Genomic DNA, 19,784 nt, shown 5'->3' on the forward strand with positions numbered 1-19,784 from the left:
AAAAAAATTAATACAATGAAAAAGTTTATTCTATCCTTAGTACTCATGGCTGTAACAACAAGTTACAGCCAAGAGTTAAACCTACCAGTGTTTACTCAGTATTTGGCTGATAACCCTTTTATTCTTTCCCCTGCTTATGCCGGAATTGGAGATAATCTTCGTATTAGAGCCAACGGTCTTACGCAATGGGTTGGAATTAAAGATGCGCCAGATAACCAATCATTGTATGCCGATTTTCGTGTTTTAGACCGTTCGGGTGTTGGTTTGTCATTGTATAATGATAGCAACGGAAATACAAGACAAACAGGAGCAAAGGTTTCGTTTGCGCATCACCTTATTTTAGATTATTATTCTGAGCAATATTTATCTTTTGGTATTTCGTATAACTTCAATAGTTTTCGTTTAGAAACAGGAAATTTCATTGGAGATGTAAATGCTCCAGGAGGCCCTATAGATCCAACCGTTACAGACAATCGCCAAACATCAAACAATAACTTTGATATTAGTGCTTTGTATCGTTTTAAAGGCTTTTATTTAAGTTTTAATGCCAATAACGTTTTGAAGAAAAACTTGACTAAAGAAAGAACAAACGAACCAGATTTGCTTTCTAACTTTCAGGTTTACTCTGGATTTACTTTCAAAGACGGCGAAAATAGACGTATCGAATACGAACCATCGGTTTTCTTGCAGTATTTTGCAAGTGATGGACGTTCTACAACCGATTTTAACTTCAAATACAGACGTTACAATCGTTACGAAGATTACTATTGGATTGGAGTTTCATACCGTTTCTTAAACGACCAATTTCCAAAACCTTTAGCAGCAGGTCCAATGGCAGGTTTTATGAAATCTAAGTTCTATTTTGCTTATTCGTACCAAATGATGTTTAACGGACTTGGAAGCTATAATTCAGGAACACATTCGATCACAATCGGATTCGATTTCTTACAATCTATCAGTAACTGTCCTTGTACGCAGAGTCCAGTTCACGATTAATCGCCAAAAGACGATCATGTTAAATAGCTGAAAAGCCACAATATTTTAAAGCGAGCCGCAACATTAGGTGTTTTTACCGCAATAATTTGAAATAGACTTTTAATAATATTAAATTTGAAATGATATCGTTTTGTTTTTCAAAAAGGTATAAATCAAATTTGATTCATGAAAGCAAAATTTTCACTCTATGCGAAACACGTAGTTTTGTGCCTCGCTTTTTTATTTTTGCCGTATGCATTTACGTCAACAAATAACGTTTTTTCGTTACCGCATTTGTATACAAACGCACATGATCGAATTTACTTATTCATTTATTTCACACTCCTTTGTTTCTTTTATTTCAACTATTATTATTTAATTCCAAAACTTTATTTCTCAGATAAAAAGCTTTTGTATTATTTAATAATTTTGGTTTTCCTTTTATTTTTTCTTTGGATTTCGACTGTTTTAGATCATCCAAGCCGCAATTTTTTAGATTTTGAATACCATTCCGGAAAATTTCCAGTTCATCCAAAACCATTCGATCCAAGATTTCCGCCTCCTCCACATGGTAGCAATCCAATGTCTTTTGAATTTAACGGCGGACCACCAACACAATACGGACATACAACTTTAGTATACTTAATAGGCGTAATATCTAGTTTACTATTTGCCATTTCTGGAAGACTTCAAGGCGTAGAGAAAGAAAAGGTAAAATCTGAATTGGCTTTTCTAAAAGCACAAATCAATCCGCATTTTTTGTTTAATACGCTAAATAGCATTTATGCATTAGCGCTAAAAAAAGATGACAGAACTCCAGACGCGGTTGTTCAGTTATCAGAATTAATGCGTTACATCATGACCAATTCAAACGATGAGGTAATCGAATTAAGCAAAGAAATTAATTATATTAATAATTACATTTCATTGCAGAAAACACGTTTAGGAAACACGGTAAACATTAATTATTCCGTAATCGGAATTACTTCTGGTAAAGTCATAACGCCCCTAATTTTGATTTCTTTTATCGAAAATGCATTTAAACACGGAGTCAATCCCGACCAGACTTCAGAAATTTACATTAAGATTGATATTGAAGAAGAAATACTAACTTTATACGTTTCTAATAGAAAAACATTTTCTGTTCAATCAGATTCTGGAATCGGACTTCAAAATACTATCGAAAGATTAAAACTAGTTTATCCTAATAAACATGCTTTAATGATTGAAGATTCAGCAGAAAAATATATTGTCAATTTGAGCGTTAAAATACGATGATAAAAGCAATTGCATTAGATGACGAGCCTTTGGCTTTAGAAATCCTCCAAAGTTTATGCGATACAATCGAGTACATTGAACTTGAGAAAACTTTCACAAAGTCAGATGAAGCATTCAAATATTTGAAGAAATATCCAGTAGATTTATTGTTTCTGGATATCAATATGCCGTCAATTTCTGGATTAGATTTTTATAAAAAACTGCCACACAAAACGATGGTGATTTTTACAACCGCTTATTCTGAATTTGCTGTAGAAGGTTTTACTTTAAGCGCTACAGATTATCTGCTCAAACCAATTTCACTTTCAAGATTCCAACAAGCGACTGAAAAAGCATATTCGCAATGGAAACTTCAAAATCAAAACATAGAACAGCAATATCTTTTTATTCGTGCCGATTATAGCCTAATTAAAATCCTATTTTCTGATATTTTGTTTATCGAAGGATTAGACGATTATCTAAAAATTCACATCCAAAACCAAAAAACGGTTGTGGCAAGAATGACATTAAAAGCAATTCTTCAAAAACTGCCAGAAACAGAATTTGTGCGTGTGCACCGTTCGTTTATAATTCCAGTTTCAAAAGTTTCGAAAATTAGAAACAAAATCATTTTTATAGATCAGACAGAAATTCCAATAAGCGCCAGTTACGAAGAAGGTTTCTTTGCTCTTTTGGATGGAAAGTGATATAATATCGATTATTCAATTAAGCTCCAGCGGAGCGACATCTTTTTTACAATGCCTTTGTAGATGTCGCTCCGCTGGAGCTTTATTATAAATGACTAATAAAATTTCTATAAATATTTCGCTTCTCCAAAGCGTTTTACAAATTAGGCAATGAAAAAAACGAGAATGTTTTTCAACTGAATTTTATTACAAAAAAATATATTTTATCAATTTACCGCATAAATAATCTCGTTTACCTCAAACTTTTTACAACGCCTCAAATTCCAATAATTTTACTTCAAAATAACTGTTAATCATTTAATTGAATAACATTTAAAAAAGCAAAAAAATGGAAAGAAAAGAGTTTTTAAGAGGTTTGGGTTTAGTAGGTATTGGTACTTTGGCAATTCCAATCATAAACTCATGCAGTAAAGATGACGATTCATCAGATTCTTCAGCAGGAACTGATTCTGGTTCAAGTTCTGGTTCAGGATCATCTTCAGGAAGCTGTTCAGTTACGCCATCAGAAACAGCGGGACCGTTTCCAACTATCACGCCGTCATCTTTGGTAAAATCAAATATCGTGATGGATAGAACTGGTGTCGCTTTTACGATTAAAATTACAATTAAAAACACCAAAGCAAGTTGTGCCGCACTAAAAGATGCAATCGTTGATATTTGGCATTGCGATAAAGATGGTTATTATTCAGAATACGGCGGAACTGGTATGCAATCTGTAAATTATACTTCTTATCACTTTTTAAGAGGAAGACAAACGACAGATGAAAACGGATTGGTTACTTTCACGTCTATTTTTCCAGGTTGGTATTCTGGACGCGCAACTCATATACATGTTCATATTTACAACTCTAGCGGAACTTCATTATTGGTAACACAAATTGCTTTTCCAGAAGGAACAGGCAGTGCAGTTGCAACAGTAAACGCATCTACAGCAAATGGTTATACAAAAGGGATGTCTGGTTATACTTATAATGCTTCAGATAATGTGTTTTCAGATTCTGTAGCAAACGAATTGGGAGCTGTTACAGGAAGTTTAAGCGAAGGTTACGTTTTAACGCATACCATTAACGTAGCGAGTTAGTTATCTTAAAAATAGTTTACCATGATAGCGCAGATTCCAGCACAGATTTATAAGTCAGATTCAAGAGGCTTTTTCAATTCAGATAAGCACAATTGTTTTGCAACTTTTAATTTTGAACAATATCAAGATTTATCGAGAAACGCATTTGGATCTTTAAAGATTTTAAACGAAGTAATACTTGCTCCGCAACAGCGCATTATTAGAGAAATAAAATCAAGGACAAATGTTATTATTCTGCCTTTATTTGGCGGAATTGAATACAAAGATAATTTGGGAAATACGGAGTTTCTGCGCGTAGATCAAATTCGGGTTCTCGCAGCAGATGATGAATTGACGGTTGAAATTTTTAATCCATATAAGGATGAAAATGTGAGTTATTTGGAAATTGAATTTGATATGGGAAAACAATATTTCAAAAACTATTTTCAACAATATAAGTTCGATTTTAGCATGCATAATAAACTTCATTCTTTATTTGAGGTCGAAAGAGCACTAGGATTTATTGGACTTTATGATGGAAGAAAGCAAGGATCTTTTACTTTACGAAATGCCAAAAACGGAATTTTCGTATTTGTGGTCAATGGAGCTTTTGAAGTTGAAGACCGACTTTTAGAAGCCAAAGACGGATTAGCTTTAAAAGAAACAGAAAAAATTGAATGGGAAGCGCTTTCAGAAAATGCAATTCTATTGGTTATCGAAGTTCCAATAAAAACACTTAATTCATGAAGATTACTAAAATAAAGTTAGCGTATCGCATTGTAATCGATAATTCATCTTCATTTCTTTGGGATAAATATGTTTTTGAAGATACTTTCAAAGAATATCAAATGCAGAGTCAGCAGTTTAATTCGGTGGAAAATCCAAAGAATACTTTTAGAGAATTGCTGAGCGAGAATAAAAAAGCCAATCAGTTGCATTTCTTAACTGGAATTGCTGCAAGTGGATACGTAGAACAATTAAAAGGAAACTTTCACCGCGTTGCAGACGTTTTAGGGAACAACTATTTTCCTTTTATAAACTATCAATTAGACATTATAAATACAGATATTTCAGATTCATCAAAACATAAAATCGGAATCACTTTTTATTCGCCTTTATTACATTATTTCGGAATTATCGAAGGAAACTATCTTGTGTCTAAAGACATTGAAAACAAAAACGAATTCGGAACCATAATGTTTCCTGTTCAGAATAATTTATCTATTTGTTACATTCAGACAGAAAATTAAACCTCCAAAAACAAAAAATTGTCTATTTTCATTTTTTGCCTTTCCTGTTTTTCTGTTGACAGGAAAGGTTTTTTTATTTTTAGTAGTAATGAATTACAGTCTAAAATTGTTTTTATTCTTAAATAAATCAATTTTTTTGTAAATTTATAACGTTTTCGTTCTTTTTATTGCTTCTTTTTTAGTTTATTCGAATTTATTAGAAGTCTAAAAGTCCTATATTTGTTTTTCTTTCTAAAAAAAACTAAAAATTATCAAGATGAAAACTTTAAACGATTTCGATTTTAAAAATAAAAAAGCAATTATCCGTGTTGACTTCAACGTGCCTTTGGATGAGAATTTTAATGTAACTGATACAACACGTATTGAAGCTGCTAAACCTACAATTGATGCTATTTTAGCGCAAGGCGGAAGTGTGATTTTAATGTCGCATTTAGGAAGACCAAAAGGAGCAGAAGAGAAATATTCTCTAAAACATATTTTAAGTACAGCTTCTGATATTTTAGGGGTTCCAGTAAAATTTGCTGAGAATTGCGTTGGAGAAGCAGCTCAAGCAGCAGCAAAAGATTTAAAACCAGGTGAAGTTTTATTATTAGAAAATTTACGTTTTCATGCTGAAGAAGAAGCTGGAGATGTAGCTTTCGCTAAAGAATTGGCTTCTCTTGGAGATGTTTATGTAAATGATGCATTTGGTACAGCTCACAGAGCACACGCATCGACTACAATTATTGCACAATTCTTCCCGAACGATAAAACTTTCGGAACATTATTAGCAAAAGAAATTGAAAGTTTAAATAAAGTATTAAAAAACAGCGAAAAACCTGTAACTGCCGTTCTTGGTGGTTCTAAAGTTTCTTCTAAAATCACGGTTATCGAAAATATCTTAGATAAAGTAGATCACATGATTATTGGTGGAGGAATGACTTTTACTTTCATTAAAGCACAAGGCGGAAAAATCGGTGAGTCTATCTGCGAAGATGACAAATTAGATTTAGCTTTAGAAATTTTAAGATTAGCAAAAGAGAAAAATGTACAAGTTCACATTCCTGTTGATGTTGTTGCTGCTGACGATTTTTCGAATACAGCCAATACTCAAATTGTAGATGTAACTGCAATTCCTGATGGATGGCAAGGTTTAGACGCAGGTCCAAAATCTTTAGAGAACTTCAAAAAAGTAATTTTAGAGTCAAAAACAATTCTTTGGAACGGTCCATTAGGTGTTTTTGAAATGGAAACTTTCTCTAAAGGAACAATTGCATTAGGAGATTATATCGCAGAAGCTACCGCAAATGGAGCATTTTCATTAGTTGGAGGTGGAGATTCTGTTGCGGCTGTAAAACAGTTCGGATTCGAAGATAAAATGAGCTATGTTTCTACTGGTGGTGGGGCAATGCTTGAGATGTTAGAAGGAAGAATTTTACCTGGAATCGCTGCTATTTTAGACTAAAATATCACAATTAACATTTTTTTAATTAGTTTTCTTCGATAAAGAACTTATTTTTGCAAAAGTACACTTCTCGTAATTATTTGAATTACAGAATTTTAAAAAAATGTTATATGATTGTAAGGAAAATATCATTAGTGGTTTCTGCTTTCTTTACGATGGCTGCCTTTTCACAAGAAACAGCATCGAATTTTGAAAGTAAGCCCGAAGTTAAGGTAACATATTTAGACTCTATAAAAAGTACATTCAAAAAAAATGAACTAGCTTCAAAAGTAGATAGTTTATGGATGAACGAATTAGTAAGTCTAGATATATATGAAGACCTGACCAAAGACATTCAAACCATCAACAAAGACGTTACGGTTGATGAAGAATTGCCAACAGAATTGCTAAAACAACGTTTGGCAGCAATGAATGAGAAATCACCTTTTGAGATTGAATACAATCAAGGTTTAGAAAATATAATAAAGTCATTTCTTAAGAACCGTAAAAAATCGTTTTCTCGATTAATGGCTTTATCAGAATATTATTTCCCAATCTTTGAGGAAGCTTTTGCCAAACAAAATGTTCCTTTGGAAATAAAATATTTAGCTGTTGTAGAATCTGCTTTAAATCCTAAAGCAGTTTCTAGAATGGGCGCTACGGGACTTTGGCAATTTATGTACGGAACCGGAAAACAATACGCTTTAAAAATCGATTCTTATATCGATGAAAGAAGCGATCCTCTTAAAGCTACAGCTGCATGTTCAGAATACATGACCAAAATGTACAATATTTTTGGCGACTGGGAACTGGTTTTAGCTTCTTACAATTCAGGTCCAGGAAATGTTACCAAAGCAATTCGTCGTTCTGGCGGAAAAACAAAATACTGGGACATTCGCAATTATCTTCCAAGAGAAACTCAAGGTTACGTTCCAGCTTTCTTAGCAACAATGTACCTTTTCGAATATCACAAAGAACACGGAATTAATCCAGAAAGAGCAGTAGTTAAAAACTTCGAAACGGATACTGTAGCAATCAAAAATCAAATGTCTTTCAAACAGATTGCCGATTTATTAGATATGCCACAATCTCAAATTCAGCTTTTAAATCCATCGTATAAAATGGGTGTTGTTCCGTTTTATCAAGGAGAACAACATTTTATTCGTCTTCCAAAAGATAAAATTGCAACTTTTGTGTCTAACGAACCGCAGATTTATGCTTACGTAAAGTATGACTCTGAAATGAAATCGACTTCATCTAGATTGGCTGTAAAATATGCTCCAAAAGCAAAACCTGCAACGGTTAAACCAGCGGCAATTGAAAAGAATAACAGCGATTTCGAGTTTTATAAAGTTAGAAAAGGAGATAATCTGGGAGCAATTGCCTCTAAATACGATGTAAGTATTTCTGATATCAAGAAATGGAATAACTTAAAAACAAATTCAGTTGCAATTGGAAGAAGTTTAAAAATTAAATCTGAAGAAGAAACACCTGTTAAAGCTAATCCAATTAACGATAAAAGAGAAGAAGCTATCGCAGCTACTGACGAAAAATCAAAGTCTGGAGGTGTTGATATGGACTATGTTGTAGTAGCGGGTGATAATTTAGGTAGTATTGCAAAGAAATTCGGTACGACTATTGCGGAGTTAAAAGAACTTAATAATTTGACTTCAAATAATATTGGTTTAGGAAAAACAATTATTATTTCGAAAGCAGCAATAGTTATTGAAGAACCTGCAACAACAACGGCAATTGCATCAAACTCGGTTGATTCATTTAAGAAAAAAGCAGTTTCTAAAAACGTTGGTGAAGATTATTACGTTAAAAAAGGAGACTCTTTATACAGTATTTCTAAAAAATATCCTGGAGTAACAATTTCAGATATTAAAAAATGGAATGGTATTAAAGATGAAGATATTAAACCGGGAATGAAACTTAAAATAAACGGATAAATACAAAATCTTATTTAAATTTGGGTTTTATTTCATAAATTAAGAAAATGAATAAAACCCATTTTTTATTGCTATTACTTCCATTTTTTCTGATTTCATGTTTCAAAGGTGAAAAACAAAATGAAACTGCTTCAGGAAAAACCAATACCATTTCGGTCATAATTGATGACCAACTTTGGTACGGTGAAGTTGGTGATAGTATTCGAAATAAATTTGCTTCGCCAGTTCTTGGACTTACGCAAGAAGAACCGCTTTTTACCATCAATCAATATCCTGCCAGATTATTAGAAGGCTTTGTTACCGATAGCCGAAGCATTATTGTGGTAAAAAAAGCGCCAGTCGATAAATTCGAAATCATTCGAAATAAAGCGTTGCCTCACAACACTTTTCGCATTTACGGAAAATCTGTAGATGATCTTATCTGTAGTATCGAATTAAATTCTGCTCAAATTATAAAAGAAATTCACGACGCAGAAATCAAAAAAATTCAAGAAGATAACAGCACTTCGTTATTGAATAAAGCTATCATAAAGAATAAATTCCACATAAATATTCAGATTCCAACAGGTTATGAATATATGTCGCACAAGAAGAAATTTATTTGGCTGAAGAAAGAAATCATTAGTGGAAACACAAGTTTATTGCTGTATCAGATTCCTCTTAACAACTTTAAAAAGAAAAAAGATGTTATAAACGCTATTGTAAAAATGCGTGATTCTGTTGGAAAATACATTCAAGGACGTGAACAAAATACACAAATGATCACCAGCGAAGCGTACGCACCATATTTTTCAAAAGTAAAACTTGACAACAAAGACGCTTACGAAACAAAAGGAACTTGGGAGTTGAAAAATGATTTCATGACGGGACCTTTTATTAATTATGCCATTTTAGACGAAACCTTCAATAGAGTTTTAGTGATTGAAGGATTCTGCTATTCTCCTTCTCATCAAGAACGTGATTTAATGTTAGAACTAGAAGCTATAATCAAAACAGTCAAAATCGACAAACGGTAAGAGGTTTTGTTTCAAGTTTCAGGTTTGAAGTTTCAAGTTCATGCAAAAGAAAAAAATTACGCTCTTCGCGCAATCCTTAGCAAACTTTTCGGTTAAAAAGACAAAGTATATAAAACCTGAAACTTGAAACTTCAAACTTGAAACAAAAAATTCCGTAACTTTATTCGTAACAAACATAAAAACAAATAGTTATGAAAAAAGTAACCACCGCATTAGCAATTATAACAATGTGTTTTGTTTCTTGCAAAAAAGAAGTAAAAACAGAAGTTGCAACAGCATCAGATTCTGTTGCTGTTAAAACCGAAGAACCACTTATTGAAGAACCAGTAGATTCTGCAGCACAAATGAAAGCCTGGCAAGAATATGCAACACCAGGAAACCCTCATAAAATGATGGCAGACGAAGTTGGAACTTGGAATTGCGATATGACTTTCTGGTATGAACCAAATGGAAAACCAGAAAAAGCAAATTCAGTAGCCGTTATTAGAATGATTTTGGGCGGACGTTATCAAGAATCAGATTATAAAGGAACCATGATGGGACAGCCTTTTGAAGGAAAAAGTACTTTAGCCTACAATAATGCTAGTCAAGAATATACGACAACTTTTATTGATAATATGGGAACTGGAATGATGGTTGCCATGGGAAAATACGATGAAAGCAAAAAAAGTATGGAACTAAAAGGCGAGATGGTCAATCCTGTTAATGGTAAAAAAACACCGTACAGAGAAGTGTATACGATTGTGGATCCAAAAACTAGAAAAATGGAAATGTACGATGTCAAAAACGGCTCAGAATATAAAAGCATGGAAATTGTAATGACTAAAAAGTAGTTTTTTTTTAGGTACAAAGGAACAAAGTTGCAAAGGCACAAAGGTTTATTCTATGAGATATGACTTTGTGTCTTTTCGATTTTTATAAAAAACTTTATCACAGCTAAAAAATAATTTAACTTAGCGCCTTCGTGCCTTTGTGGCAAAAAAAGAAAGAATGGAATTAAAATGGAAAATAAAGCCTTTTGAGGCATTAAATGTAAATGAGCTATATGATTTGCTCAAACTTAGAAGTGAAATCTTTGTAGTGGAGCAAAATTGCGTTTATTTGGATCTTGATGGCAAAGACAAAAAAGCTTTACACCTAATGGGAGAATATGAAGGCAAAATTGTGGCGTACTCTCGTTTATTCGATGCCGGAATTTCATTCGATAATGCTTCAATCGGAAGAGTAACTGTTGATGCCAATTATAGAGACAGAAAATGGGGGCATGAATTAATGCAAGTCGCAATTGCTGAAATTAAATCTAATTTCGGAAAAGATAAAATAACAATTGGAGCGCAATTGTATTTAAAGAAATTCTACGAAAGCCACGGTTTTGTGCAGACGAGCGAAATGTATTTAGAAGATGATATTGAGCATATTGAGATGATTCGAGATATATAATTTTTCAAATTTATTATTAAAAAGAAGCCCGCTAGTTATTTTCTAGCGGGCTTCTTTTTACATTTTTAAAATCGTCTTATATTCAGTTTGATTGTTCAATACACTCACAGCTCTTTTGATTTCAGAATTGTTTTTAATATAAAACTGATACAAACCTTCTTGATATTGATATCTTTTAATCAATTCTTCTTGAATCATATTTTTGATTTCCTTTTGGTTTTTATCCAATAAAGTAGTTTCGCTTTTCTCCAAAGCGGCTAATAATTGCTGATATTCAGGAGCAATGGTTTCGTCTATTTTTTCATTTTTAGCTGCAGCTAAAGTATTTCTCAAAGCAACTTCGGTTTCTGTATCAAAAGAGATTTTGTTGGTTTTCAAATATTGTTTGAAAGCCGTATAATCTGCATCTGAAATAGTTGGAATCTTATCTCCCAAATTCGGATTTTTGTAATAATAAGTCGTTGCATAATCAAAAACACCATCGTTTTTAATCAAAGCCGTAGCAATCGGACTAATTTTAGTTTCTTCTAATTCAATATCTGGTAAAACACCTCCGCCATCATAAACCGTTCTTCCTTTTCTGGTTTTGAAAGCATTAAAATTCTTCGCATCCGTTTTTTGAGCGATTCCATTTTTGTCTTTATGCGCATAATCCAACGCTTGAATACATCTTCCTGAAGGTGTATAATATCTTGAAATCGTTACTTTTAGCTGAGTTCCATATGTTAAATCAACAGAACGTTGCACCAAACCTTTTCCGAAACTTCTGCTTCCTAAAACAACCGCACGATCTAAATCTTGTAATGCGCCCGAAACAATTTCAGATGCCGAAGCACTTCTTCCGTTTACTAAAATGGCCAGTGGAATTTGAGTGTCAACCGGTTCTTTTTGTGTTTTATACGTATTGTTGTGTTTTTCGATTCTCGATTTAGTCGTTACAATTACTTCATTCTTCGGAACAAATAAATTACAAATGTCAATCGCTTCATTTAATAAACCTCCAGGATTTCCTCTTAAATCTAAAACAATTTGCGTTGCGCCGTCGGCTTTTAATTTTTCAAGTGCTTCTTTTACCTCGTTTGAAGCTTTTCTGCTAAAATGTGCCAAAACAATATATCCCGTTTTTTCATCAATTTTTCCGTAGAAAGGAACTGACTTAATATCTACTTCATCTAAAACCAAAACCGTCGTAAAAGGTTTTCCCTGACGCAGATATTTGATATTAATTTTAGTGTTTTTTGTTCCCTTTAATAATTGAGAAGCATCGTCTTTAAAATCGGCAATTAAGACATCGCCAATTTGAATAATTTCGTCGCCTGCTTTTAGACCAGCTTTATCGGCTGGATAATTTTTATAAGGTTCGCGAACAATTAAGCGATCTTTTTTTCTAGAAATCAATGCGCCGATTCCTGTATATTCGCCAGTATTATTGATTTTGAAATTTACCACATCTTGTTCGTTAAAATAAACCGTATACGGATCTAAACTTCCCAACATGCTTTTGATCGCTTTATCCATCAAATCGCCAGGATTCGTTTCGTCTACATAATTGGTGTTTACGGCTTTAAACAACGTTGTGAAAATTTCGATCTGCTTGGCAATTTCGAAAAAATCTTCTTTAAAACTGGTTCCAACAAACAACATTCCCGCCGCAGCGACTGGTATAATAAATTTCTTTTTGAAATACGGATACATGATTATTCTTTTTTTCTTCTTTTTAATCTTTTTCTAATAAAATAGGCAAATACAACAAACAAAATTACAAAAGGCCAAGCACTTAATAATGAAATCAATAAATCGGATAAAGTATAGAATCCAGATTCAATTGCACTCCAAAGTTTGGAACCGTAAGATATTTTAACACCTTCTTTTTCAGGTATTGTTTTGTAAAATTCAATTGTAACTGTGCTTTCAGAAACACGACTTTCTAAATATTTCAGCTGACCTTCTTTGGCTTCAATTTCTTCGCGAATAGCAGAAATTTGTTCTTCAATTTCTAAAATCTCACTGACTTTGTTCGCTTTCTTTAAAATTTCAAGATAACGTTCTTCTAGTTTTTTCTTGGTTTTTAATCTCGAAGTAAGATCAATATATTGTTCTGTAACATCTTGAGCAGAAATAGTTTTTACTTCAAAATACGAAACACCTTTAGAAATATCATTTATAAAACGGTCAAAATTCTGGCCTGGTACTTTTATAGTAAGATTTCTGAAAACAGTTGCAAAATCTTTTCCCTCAGAATCGTTTATTATTCTGGCTCTACTATTAGCAACAGCTTTTTGAATTTGCCCAAAAGAATTTTCTAAATTATCAGTTTCAAATTTTAAAGTCGCTTCTTTAATGATTTTTTGCTCAATTTTTTCTTTATCCTTTGGAGCTGGTGGTGGAGAAGCCGGATCCGGACTTCTGTCGTAAGAGTTGCTTTCTGCTTTTGCAGGCATTTTTACAGCAGAAATAACGATGTTTTCATCAGCTGAAGCATCAGCTTTATTGCAGCCAGAAAGAATTAAAACTAAAGATAATAAAAAGAAAATGTGACGCATAAAGTTTCAATTTAAATCTAAAACTACGATTTTTTTGTCTAAGTTGCTTATTAATCTTACGTTTTGAAATTTACGATTCGGTTTTCTGCTCAGAATCTGGAGTTTTGTTGATTTGCAGTGAAAATTTCTCAAACAATTGAATCATTTTGGTATTGATTTCTTCATAAGATAATCTGTCTTTTGTCTGATAAAAAAGCATAATAGAATACTTTTCATTTAGATTATCCAAAAGCAAATGTTTGTTCAATCGATACGTTTCTCTCAAAACTCTTTTGAAGTAATTTCGATCAACAGCTTTTTTGAAATATTTCTTAGAAACCGAAACTCCAACCTTGGTTTGTTCTTCTGAATTTTCTTCCGCTTGACGGTAAACCAAACGAAGCGGATATTTAGAAACCGATTTTCCTTCAGAAAACAGTAATCCGATTATGGTCTTGCTTTTTAAACGCTCGTTTTTAGGATAAGTAAAGTTCATTTAATTCAGAAAAAATTTGCAAATTTTGGTACAAAGGTACAATTAAACCAGAAAAACGGTTATTGTTTTTAATTTTAATAAGTCTAAAAATATATTTATTACTTTTGCGCATTAATTTTTGAAGCATGGAAAAAATTATATCTTATCCAATATCGGTAATTTACTATTTATTATTTGGTTTGTGTTTGGCTGTTTTTCATCCAATACAATGGATTTGTTTAAATGTTTTTGGTTACCAAGCTCACAAAAAAAGTGTTGATTATTTAAATTTCTGCCTTTTAAGATGCACTAATCTTGTTGGAACGAGATATACAATTGAAAATAGAGAGACAATTCCGACGGGAGTTCCAATCATTTTCGTGGCAAATCATCAAAGTATGTACGATATCGTGGCAATGATTTGGTACTTTAGACGTTTTCATTGTAAATTTGTAAGTAAGAAGGAATTAGGCAGCGGAATTCCGAGTGTTTCTTTTAATTTGAAATACGGAGGATCTGTCTTAATTGACCGAAAAGACCCTAAACAAGCGATACCAGTTATCAAAGGCTTGTCTGAATATATCGAAAAAAACACAAGATCTGCCGTTATCTTTCCAGAAGGAACAAGAAGCAAGACAGGAAAACCAAAAGAATTCGCTCAAAGCGGTTTAAAAATTTTATGCAAATATGCGCCTTCTGCATATGTTGTACCGGTGAGTATTAATAATTCTTGGAAAATGGTAAAATTTGGTTTTTTTCCTGTTGGTTTAGGAAATCACCTGAAGTTTACGGCTCATCCAGCTTTGGCTGTGAAAGATTACAAGTTTGAAGAGCTTATGGAGATTACTGAAAAAGCGGTTAAAGAAGGAATAAATGAGTATAAACAGGTTTAAGTTTTAGTCCGAGCTAAAACGTAAAACCCAAATTTAATATAAGTAATGTCTATAAAAAACATTAGATTAGAAGTAATGCAGTTTTTGGAAAAAAACGTGGATAGCTTCGTTGAACAGTATTTAATTCCAGTGGAAAAAATTTGGCAGCCGTCTGATTTTTTACCAAATTCTGAAGGAGAAAATTTCTTTGAAGAGGTAAAAGAATTACGCGAAATTGCTAAAGAACTTCCATACGATTTCTGGGTTACGCTTGTTGGTGACACCATCACCGAAGAAGCTTTGCCTACATATGAGTCTTGGTTAATGGATGTTGAAGGTGTAAACCAGGTAGAAGATGGTGGTAACGGTTGGTCTAAATGGATCCGTCAATGGACCGGAGAAGAAAACCGTCACGGAGATCTTTTAAATAAATACTTGTATTTGTCTGGTCGTGTCAATATGCGTGAAATCGAAATGACAACGCAACATTTGATCAACGACGGTTTTGATATTGGGACTGGTTCTGATCCGTACAAAAACTTTGTATATACTAGTTTCCAGGAATTAGCAACTTACGTTTCTCATAATAGAGTTTCGCAAATCGCAAAGAAATTTGGCGATAACAAGTTGTCTAAAATGTGTAAAATGATTGCGGGTGACGAGATGCGTCATCACCACGCATATAGCGAATTTGTAACTAGAATTTTCCAAGTTGATCCTAGCGAAATGATGTTGGCGTTTCAATACATGATGAAACAAAAAATCGTTATGCCTGCGCATTTCTTGAGAGAATCTGGACAAAAAATCAGTACAGCTTTTGAGCAATTTTCAGATTCTGCACAACGTATTGGTGTTTATACAGCAAATGATTACGTTGAAATTATGCAGAAATTAATGAACAAATGGGAAATTGATAAAATCTCTAATTTGACTGACGAAGCAGAAAAAGCCCGTGATTACTTAATGAAGTTACCAGCTCGTATGGCGAGAATTTCAGAAAGAATTGTAATTCCGCAAGAATCGCATATCTTTAAATGGGTTGAACCTGCGAGATTGTAAAATTTTAGATTTTAGATTTTCTGTATAGTGATTACAAAGCTTGTCCTCCTGAGCGAAGTCGAAGGATCGCATGCTAAATCAATACTATATGTCCTTCGACTTCGCTCAGGAAGACATAAAATGTGAATTTAGAATTTGGAGTTTTATTAAAAGCAACTTTGTTGCTTTAGTTTAAATTAAAATATACTTGTTGATTGTTGAAGGCTTTAAATCTTTGACAATCAACATTTTTTTATAAAATATAATTAAAGGGCATTTTTATGAGCACTTCAGAATTAATTAATAAGACCATCTCTTTTGTAAAAGAAAAACTAAACGATGCCGAAGGTGGACACGATTGGTTTCATATTGAACGCGTTTATAAAAACGCACTTTTAATTGCAAAAGACACTGAATGCGATATTACAGTTGTGCAATTGGGCGCATTATTGCACGACATTGCAGATAGTAAATTTCATAATGGAGATGAAACAATCGGTCCAAAAACAGCACGAGCGTTTTTAGAGGCTCAAAATGTTTCTGAAGAGATAATTGTTCATGTTGTCAATATCATTGAAAATATCTCTTATAAAGGCGGAAATTTCGAAAAGAAGTTCTCTTCTGTCGAATTGGATATTGTACAAGATGCTGATCGTCTAGATGCAATTGGAGCGATTGGAGTTGCAAGAGCTTTTAATTACGGCGGATTTAAGAACAGAGCTTTGTATAATCCTGAAATCGCGCCTGTGACGAATATGACAAAAGAGGAGTATAAAAAGAACAATGCGCCAACGATAAATCATTTTTACGAAAAGCTTTTACTTCTAAAAGATAAAATGAATACAGAAAAAGGAAAAGAAATCGCAGCAGAAAGACACCGTTTCATGGAATCTTTCCTTGCTCAGTTTTATGCAGAATGGGAAGGAGTGAAGTAATATTAATGTTTTTTCATTATAAAATAAACTATCAAAGTTGCACAGGTGAAACCTAATGTAAACCATAATAATCTTGCAACTCTATTGTCTCGAATTATTTCTGTTTTATTTGTATTTGCCATTTCAATTAGTTTTATGCAACAAAAGTAGCTTTCGTAAAATATACAAATAATCCATTTAGGTCTAAAAAACAACATTAAAAGACATTTTGAAAAAATAAAAAAAGCTTCACACGAATTCAAAATTCATGTGAAGCTTTTTTATTGGTATTTTTAAACCTTAGTACCTCAGAATCTCTGCACCTTAGCACCTTATAATTAAGAACATCCACAATCAGTTCCATTACCGCAATCTTTTTTCTTTTTCGATTTAAAGAAAAACTTTTTAATCAAAAAAGCAACGGCTAATCCTAATATTGTAAAGGCTATAATTTCTTGAAACATAACTTTTTATTTTAAAAGTTGATACGCAATTAATGCAGCAAAATAAGCCAATCCGCTCATGAAAACTAACTGCATTGCTGGCCATTTCCATGAATTGGTTTCTTTTTTGGTAATTGCTAATGTACTTGCACATTGCATCGCAAAAGCATAAAATAACAAAAGAGAAATTCCAGTTGGAAAATCAAAGACTTTCTTACCTGTTTCTGGGTGAACTTCTGCCTGCATTTTACTTTTTATGGTTGATTCATTATCAGAGTCTCCGACACTATAAATAGTTGCTAAAGTTCCAACAAAAACTTCACGTGCTGCAAACGAACTGATTAGTGCAATACCAATTTTCCAATCGTAACCGAGAGGCTTAATAACTGGTTCGATCGCTCTTCCCATTAAACCGATGTATGAATTTTCTAATTTTTGAGAATTGACTTCATTTTCAAACTGAGTTTCATCTAAAGTTGTATTTACAAATCTTTCTTTTACAATGTTTTCTGCATCATTAAATTCTTTTCCAGGCCCGTAAGAAGCTAAAAACCAAAGAATAATCGAAATTGCAAGAATGATCTTTCCAGCTCCAGCAATAAATGCTTTCGTTTTTTCCACCACATTGATTCCGACGTTTTTGAAAAGCGGCATTTTATAACTTGGCATTTCGACTACGAAATACGTTTTAGATTCCAATTTTAAAACTTTATTTAAAATATAAGCAGATAAAATTGCTGCAAAAAAGCCTAAAACATACAATGCCATTAAGGTCAAACCTTGAACATTTAGAAATCCAAAAATGCGTTTACTAGGAACAACAAGAGAAATAATAATCGCATACACGGGCAATCTCGCCGAACAAGTCGTGAATGGTGTTACTAAGATCGTAATAAGGCGTTCTTTCCAGTTTTCGATATTTCTTGTCGCCATAATCGCCGGAATTGCACATGCAGTTCCTGAAATCAAAGGCACGACGCTTTTTCCAGAAAGTCCGAATCGGCGCATGATTTTATCCATTAAAAATACGACACGACTCATATAACCACTTTCTTCCAAAATCGAAATAAACAAGAATAACACGGCAATTTGTGGAATAAAAATAACGACTCCGCCAATACCTGGAATAATTCCCTGCGAAAGTAAATCGGTTAAAATTCCGCTTGGCAATTCTTCGGCAACCCAACTGCTTAATGAAGCAAAAGTACTGTCGATGAAATCCATTGGAATAGTTGACCAACTAAAAATCGATTGGAAAATCAAAAATAAAATGGCGAAGAAAATAACGTAACCAAAAACCTTATGCGTTAAAACGCGATCTAATTTAGCACGCATGTCTTTTGCCATTGAGGCATCAACTTTTAAACCTTCTTTTAAAACATCATTTATAAATTGATATCTTTTGATTGTTTCTTTTTGCTGTAAACGCTTTAGTTCTGAATGTGATTTGGTAAAAGTGTTTCGAACTTCATTTCGATCCAAATTTGAAAAATTGACATCTTGCGTAATAACAAGCCACAATTTATACATCAATTGATTTGGAAAAGCATGCTGTAACTTTTCAAAATATTCAGGATCAATTACAGAAGCATTTAAGCATGGTTCGTGCGGAATAGTTTTATAAGAAACAATAAGTTCCTTCAATTCATCAATTCCTAAGCCTTTTCTTGAACTTACTAAAGCAATTTTGGTTTTTAGTTTTTCTTCTAAATACGGAATATCCAAAGTTATTCCTTTTCTTTCCATACGATCTGACATATTGATAACCAAAATCGTCGGAATTTCAAGGTCTTTTATTTGAGTGTAGATCAGTAAGTTTCTTTTCAGATTTTCAACATCAGTAACAACAACGGCAACATCTGGATAAAGTTTGTCGTTTTTATTTAATAAAAGTTCGATAACCACACTTTCGTCCATCGAACTGGCATTCAAACTATACGTTCCGGGTAAATCTAGAATGTTAGCTTTGACATTATTAGGTAATTTGCAAAAACCCATTTTCTTCTCAACCGTAATTCCAGGATAATTTCCAACTTGCTGATTAAGACCCGTTAATTGATTAAAAACAGAAGTTTTTCCGGTATTTGGATTTCCGATAAGGGCAACATTGATATTTTGAACGCTCATTATAAATTGTTTTGGATAAGTTCAACTTCAATTTCACGAGCTGTTTCAATACGAATTGCAACATGCGAACCATTTATATCTAAATACAAAGGATCGCCAAAAGGAGCAACTTGCAATAATTCAACTAAGCTGCCCGGCAGACAACCCATTTCTAATAATTTAAGTGGAATAAGATCGATATCAAAATCTTTGATAATGGCTTTTTCGCCTTTTTTCAGAGTGTGTATTGTATTTTGCAAGCTTATTTAGATTGAATTTAGATTGCAAAAGTAGGCAATTATTCTTTATTTCAAGGCATTTAACACTTCCACAA

General features: G+C 33.0%; 20 protein-coding genes. 14 read left to right on the forward strand and 6 right to left on the reverse strand.

The genetic code is table 11. The features are described 5' to 3' along the window. The first annotated feature begins 15 nt into the window (after positions 1 to 15). The 11 genes from P0R33_RS12925 to P0R33_RS12975 all read left to right on the forward strand — a co-directional run bounded on the left by P0R33_RS12925 (position 16) and on the right by P0R33_RS12975 (position 11,080). Positions 16 to 996 (forward strand): type IX secretion system membrane protein PorP/SprF, encoded by a 981-nt coding sequence (locus P0R33_RS12925; RefSeq protein WP_246453307.1) that lies wholly within the window; start codon positions 16 to 18, stop codon positions 994 to 996. 390 nt (positions 997 to 1,386) lie between these two features. After that, positions 1,387 to 2,253 carry a sensor histidine kinase gene (locus P0R33_RS12930; protein WP_276171605.1) on the forward strand — a complete coding sequence of 289 codons (867 nt, stop codon included), beginning with the start codon at positions 1,387 to 1,389 and terminating at the stop codon, positions 2,251 to 2,253. Next, positions 2,250 to 2,939 (forward strand): LytTR family DNA-binding domain-containing protein, encoded by a 690-nt coding sequence (locus P0R33_RS12935; RefSeq protein WP_276171606.1) that lies wholly within the window; start codon positions 2,250 to 2,252, stop codon positions 2,937 to 2,939. Before P0R33_RS12930 ends, P0R33_RS12935 begins: the two co-directional genes overlap by 4 nt. 328 nt (positions 2,940 to 3,267) lie before the next feature. Further along, positions 3,268 to 4,020 carry an intradiol ring-cleavage dioxygenase gene (locus P0R33_RS12940; protein WP_276171607.1) on the forward strand — a complete coding sequence of 251 codons (753 nt, stop codon included), beginning with the start codon at positions 3,268 to 3,270 and terminating at the stop codon, positions 4,018 to 4,020. A 21-nt stretch (positions 4,021 to 4,041) separates the two neighbouring features. Beyond that, entirely contained in the window at positions 4,042 to 4,746 is a 705-nt protein-coding gene (locus P0R33_RS12945; RefSeq protein ID WP_276171608.1) for a hypothetical protein, read from the forward strand. Then, positions 4,743 to 5,249 (forward strand): hypothetical protein, encoded by a 507-nt coding sequence (locus P0R33_RS12950; RefSeq protein ID WP_276171609.1) that lies wholly within the window; start codon positions 4,743 to 4,745, stop codon positions 5,247 to 5,249. The genes P0R33_RS12945 and P0R33_RS12950 overlap by 4 nt, the downstream gene beginning before the upstream one ends. Positions 5,250 to 5,505: 256 nt before the next feature. Next, a complete protein-coding gene (locus P0R33_RS12955; RefSeq protein WP_276171610.1) occupies positions 5,506 to 6,693 on the forward strand; it encodes a phosphoglycerate kinase in 1,188 nt (395 codons plus the stop codon). Between the two features lie 110 nt (positions 6,694 to 6,803). Further along, the gene (locus tag P0R33_RS12960; RefSeq protein WP_276171611.1) at positions 6,804 to 8,624 is read left to right on the forward strand and encodes a LysM peptidoglycan-binding domain-containing protein; all 1,821 of its coding nucleotides are present in this window, start codon (positions 6,804 to 6,806) and stop codon (positions 8,622 to 8,624) included. Positions 8,625 to 8,671: 47 nt separating this feature from the next. Beyond that, on the forward strand, positions 8,672 to 9,640 hold the full coding sequence (locus tag P0R33_RS12965) for a DUF4837 family protein (RefSeq protein WP_276171612.1): 969 nt from the start codon (positions 8,672 to 8,674) through the stop codon (positions 9,638 to 9,640). Between the two features lie 191 nt (positions 9,641 to 9,831). Further along, entirely contained in the window at positions 9,832 to 10,473 is a 642-nt protein-coding gene (locus P0R33_RS12970; RefSeq protein ID WP_276171613.1) for a DUF1579 domain-containing protein, read from the forward strand. 157 nt (positions 10,474 to 10,630) lie between these two features. Continuing rightward, positions 10,631 to 11,080 carry a GNAT family N-acetyltransferase gene (locus tag P0R33_RS12975; RefSeq protein WP_276171614.1) on the forward strand — a complete coding sequence of 150 codons (450 nt, stop codon included), beginning with the start codon at positions 10,631 to 10,633 and terminating at the stop codon, positions 11,078 to 11,080. A 57-nt stretch (positions 11,081 to 11,137) separates the two neighbouring features. On the opposite strand, the gene P0R33_RS12980 is transcribed toward P0R33_RS12975, so the two are convergent. The 3 genes from P0R33_RS12980 to rnpA form a co-directional block, all read right to left on the reverse strand. Next, positions 11,138 to 12,775 carry a S41 family peptidase gene (locus tag P0R33_RS12980; protein ID WP_276171615.1) on the reverse strand — a complete coding sequence of 546 codons (1,638 nt, stop codon included), beginning with the start codon at positions 12,773 to 12,775 and terminating at the stop codon, positions 11,138 to 11,140. A gap of 2 nt (positions 12,776 to 12,777) precedes the next feature. Beyond that, entirely contained in the window at positions 12,778 to 13,623 is an 846-nt protein-coding gene (locus P0R33_RS12985; RefSeq protein ID WP_276171616.1) for a DUF4349 domain-containing protein, read from the reverse strand. Positions 13,624 to 13,693: 70 nt separating this feature from the next. Next, positions 13,694 to 14,098, reverse strand: coding sequence for a ribonuclease P protein component (gene rnpA, locus P0R33_RS12990; RefSeq protein ID WP_276171617.1), 405 nt, complete (start codon positions 14,096 to 14,098; stop codon positions 13,694 to 13,696). Positions 14,099 to 14,223: 125 nt separating this feature from the next. On the opposite strand from rnpA, the gene P0R33_RS12995 reads away from it, so the two are divergent. From P0R33_RS12995 to P0R33_RS13005, 3 genes are all read left to right on the forward strand, one after another. Continuing rightward, a complete protein-coding gene (locus tag P0R33_RS12995; RefSeq protein ID WP_276171618.1) occupies positions 14,224 to 14,970 on the forward strand; it encodes a lysophospholipid acyltransferase family protein in 747 nt (248 codons plus the stop codon). Positions 14,971 to 15,015: 45 nt separating this feature from the next. Beyond that, the gene (locus P0R33_RS13000) at positions 15,016 to 16,008 is read left to right on the forward strand and encodes an acyl-ACP desaturase (RefSeq protein ID WP_276171619.1); all 993 of its coding nucleotides are present in this window, start codon (positions 15,016 to 15,018) and stop codon (positions 16,006 to 16,008) included. Positions 16,009 to 16,268: 260 nt separating this feature from the next. After that, positions 16,269 to 16,922 (forward strand): HD domain-containing protein, encoded by a 654-nt coding sequence (locus tag P0R33_RS13005; protein ID WP_276171620.1) that lies wholly within the window; start codon positions 16,269 to 16,271, stop codon positions 16,920 to 16,922. Between the two features lie 317 nt (positions 16,923 to 17,239). Here the strand turns inward: P0R33_RS13005 and P0R33_RS13010 are convergent, their stop codons facing one another. The 3 genes from P0R33_RS13010 to P0R33_RS13020 are packed head-to-tail and all read right to left on the reverse strand — an operon-like array spanning position 17,240 to position 19,710. Then, positions 17,240 to 17,365: a FeoB-associated Cys-rich membrane protein gene (locus P0R33_RS13010; RefSeq protein WP_115887728.1), complete on the reverse strand. Its 126-nt coding sequence runs from the start codon at positions 17,363 to 17,365 to the stop codon at positions 17,240 to 17,242. A 6-nt stretch (positions 17,366 to 17,371) separates the two neighbouring features. Next, complete coding sequence (gene feoB / locus P0R33_RS13015; RefSeq protein WP_276171621.1) at positions 17,372 to 19,471, reverse strand: ferrous iron transport protein B; 2,100 nt, start codon at positions 19,469 to 19,471, stop codon at positions 17,372 to 17,374. Further along, positions 19,471 to 19,710: a FeoA family protein gene (locus tag P0R33_RS13020; RefSeq protein WP_144216515.1), complete on the reverse strand. Its 240-nt coding sequence runs from the start codon at positions 19,708 to 19,710 to the stop codon at positions 19,471 to 19,473. Before P0R33_RS13020 ends, feoB begins: the two co-directional genes overlap by 1 nt. Positions 19,711 to 19,784: the final 74 nt, after the last annotated feature.

Origin of the sequence: Flavobacterium sp. YJ01 (assembly GCF_029320955.1) — a bacterium.
Lineage (GTDB): Bacteria > Bacteroidota > Bacteroidia > Flavobacteriales > Flavobacteriaceae > Flavobacterium.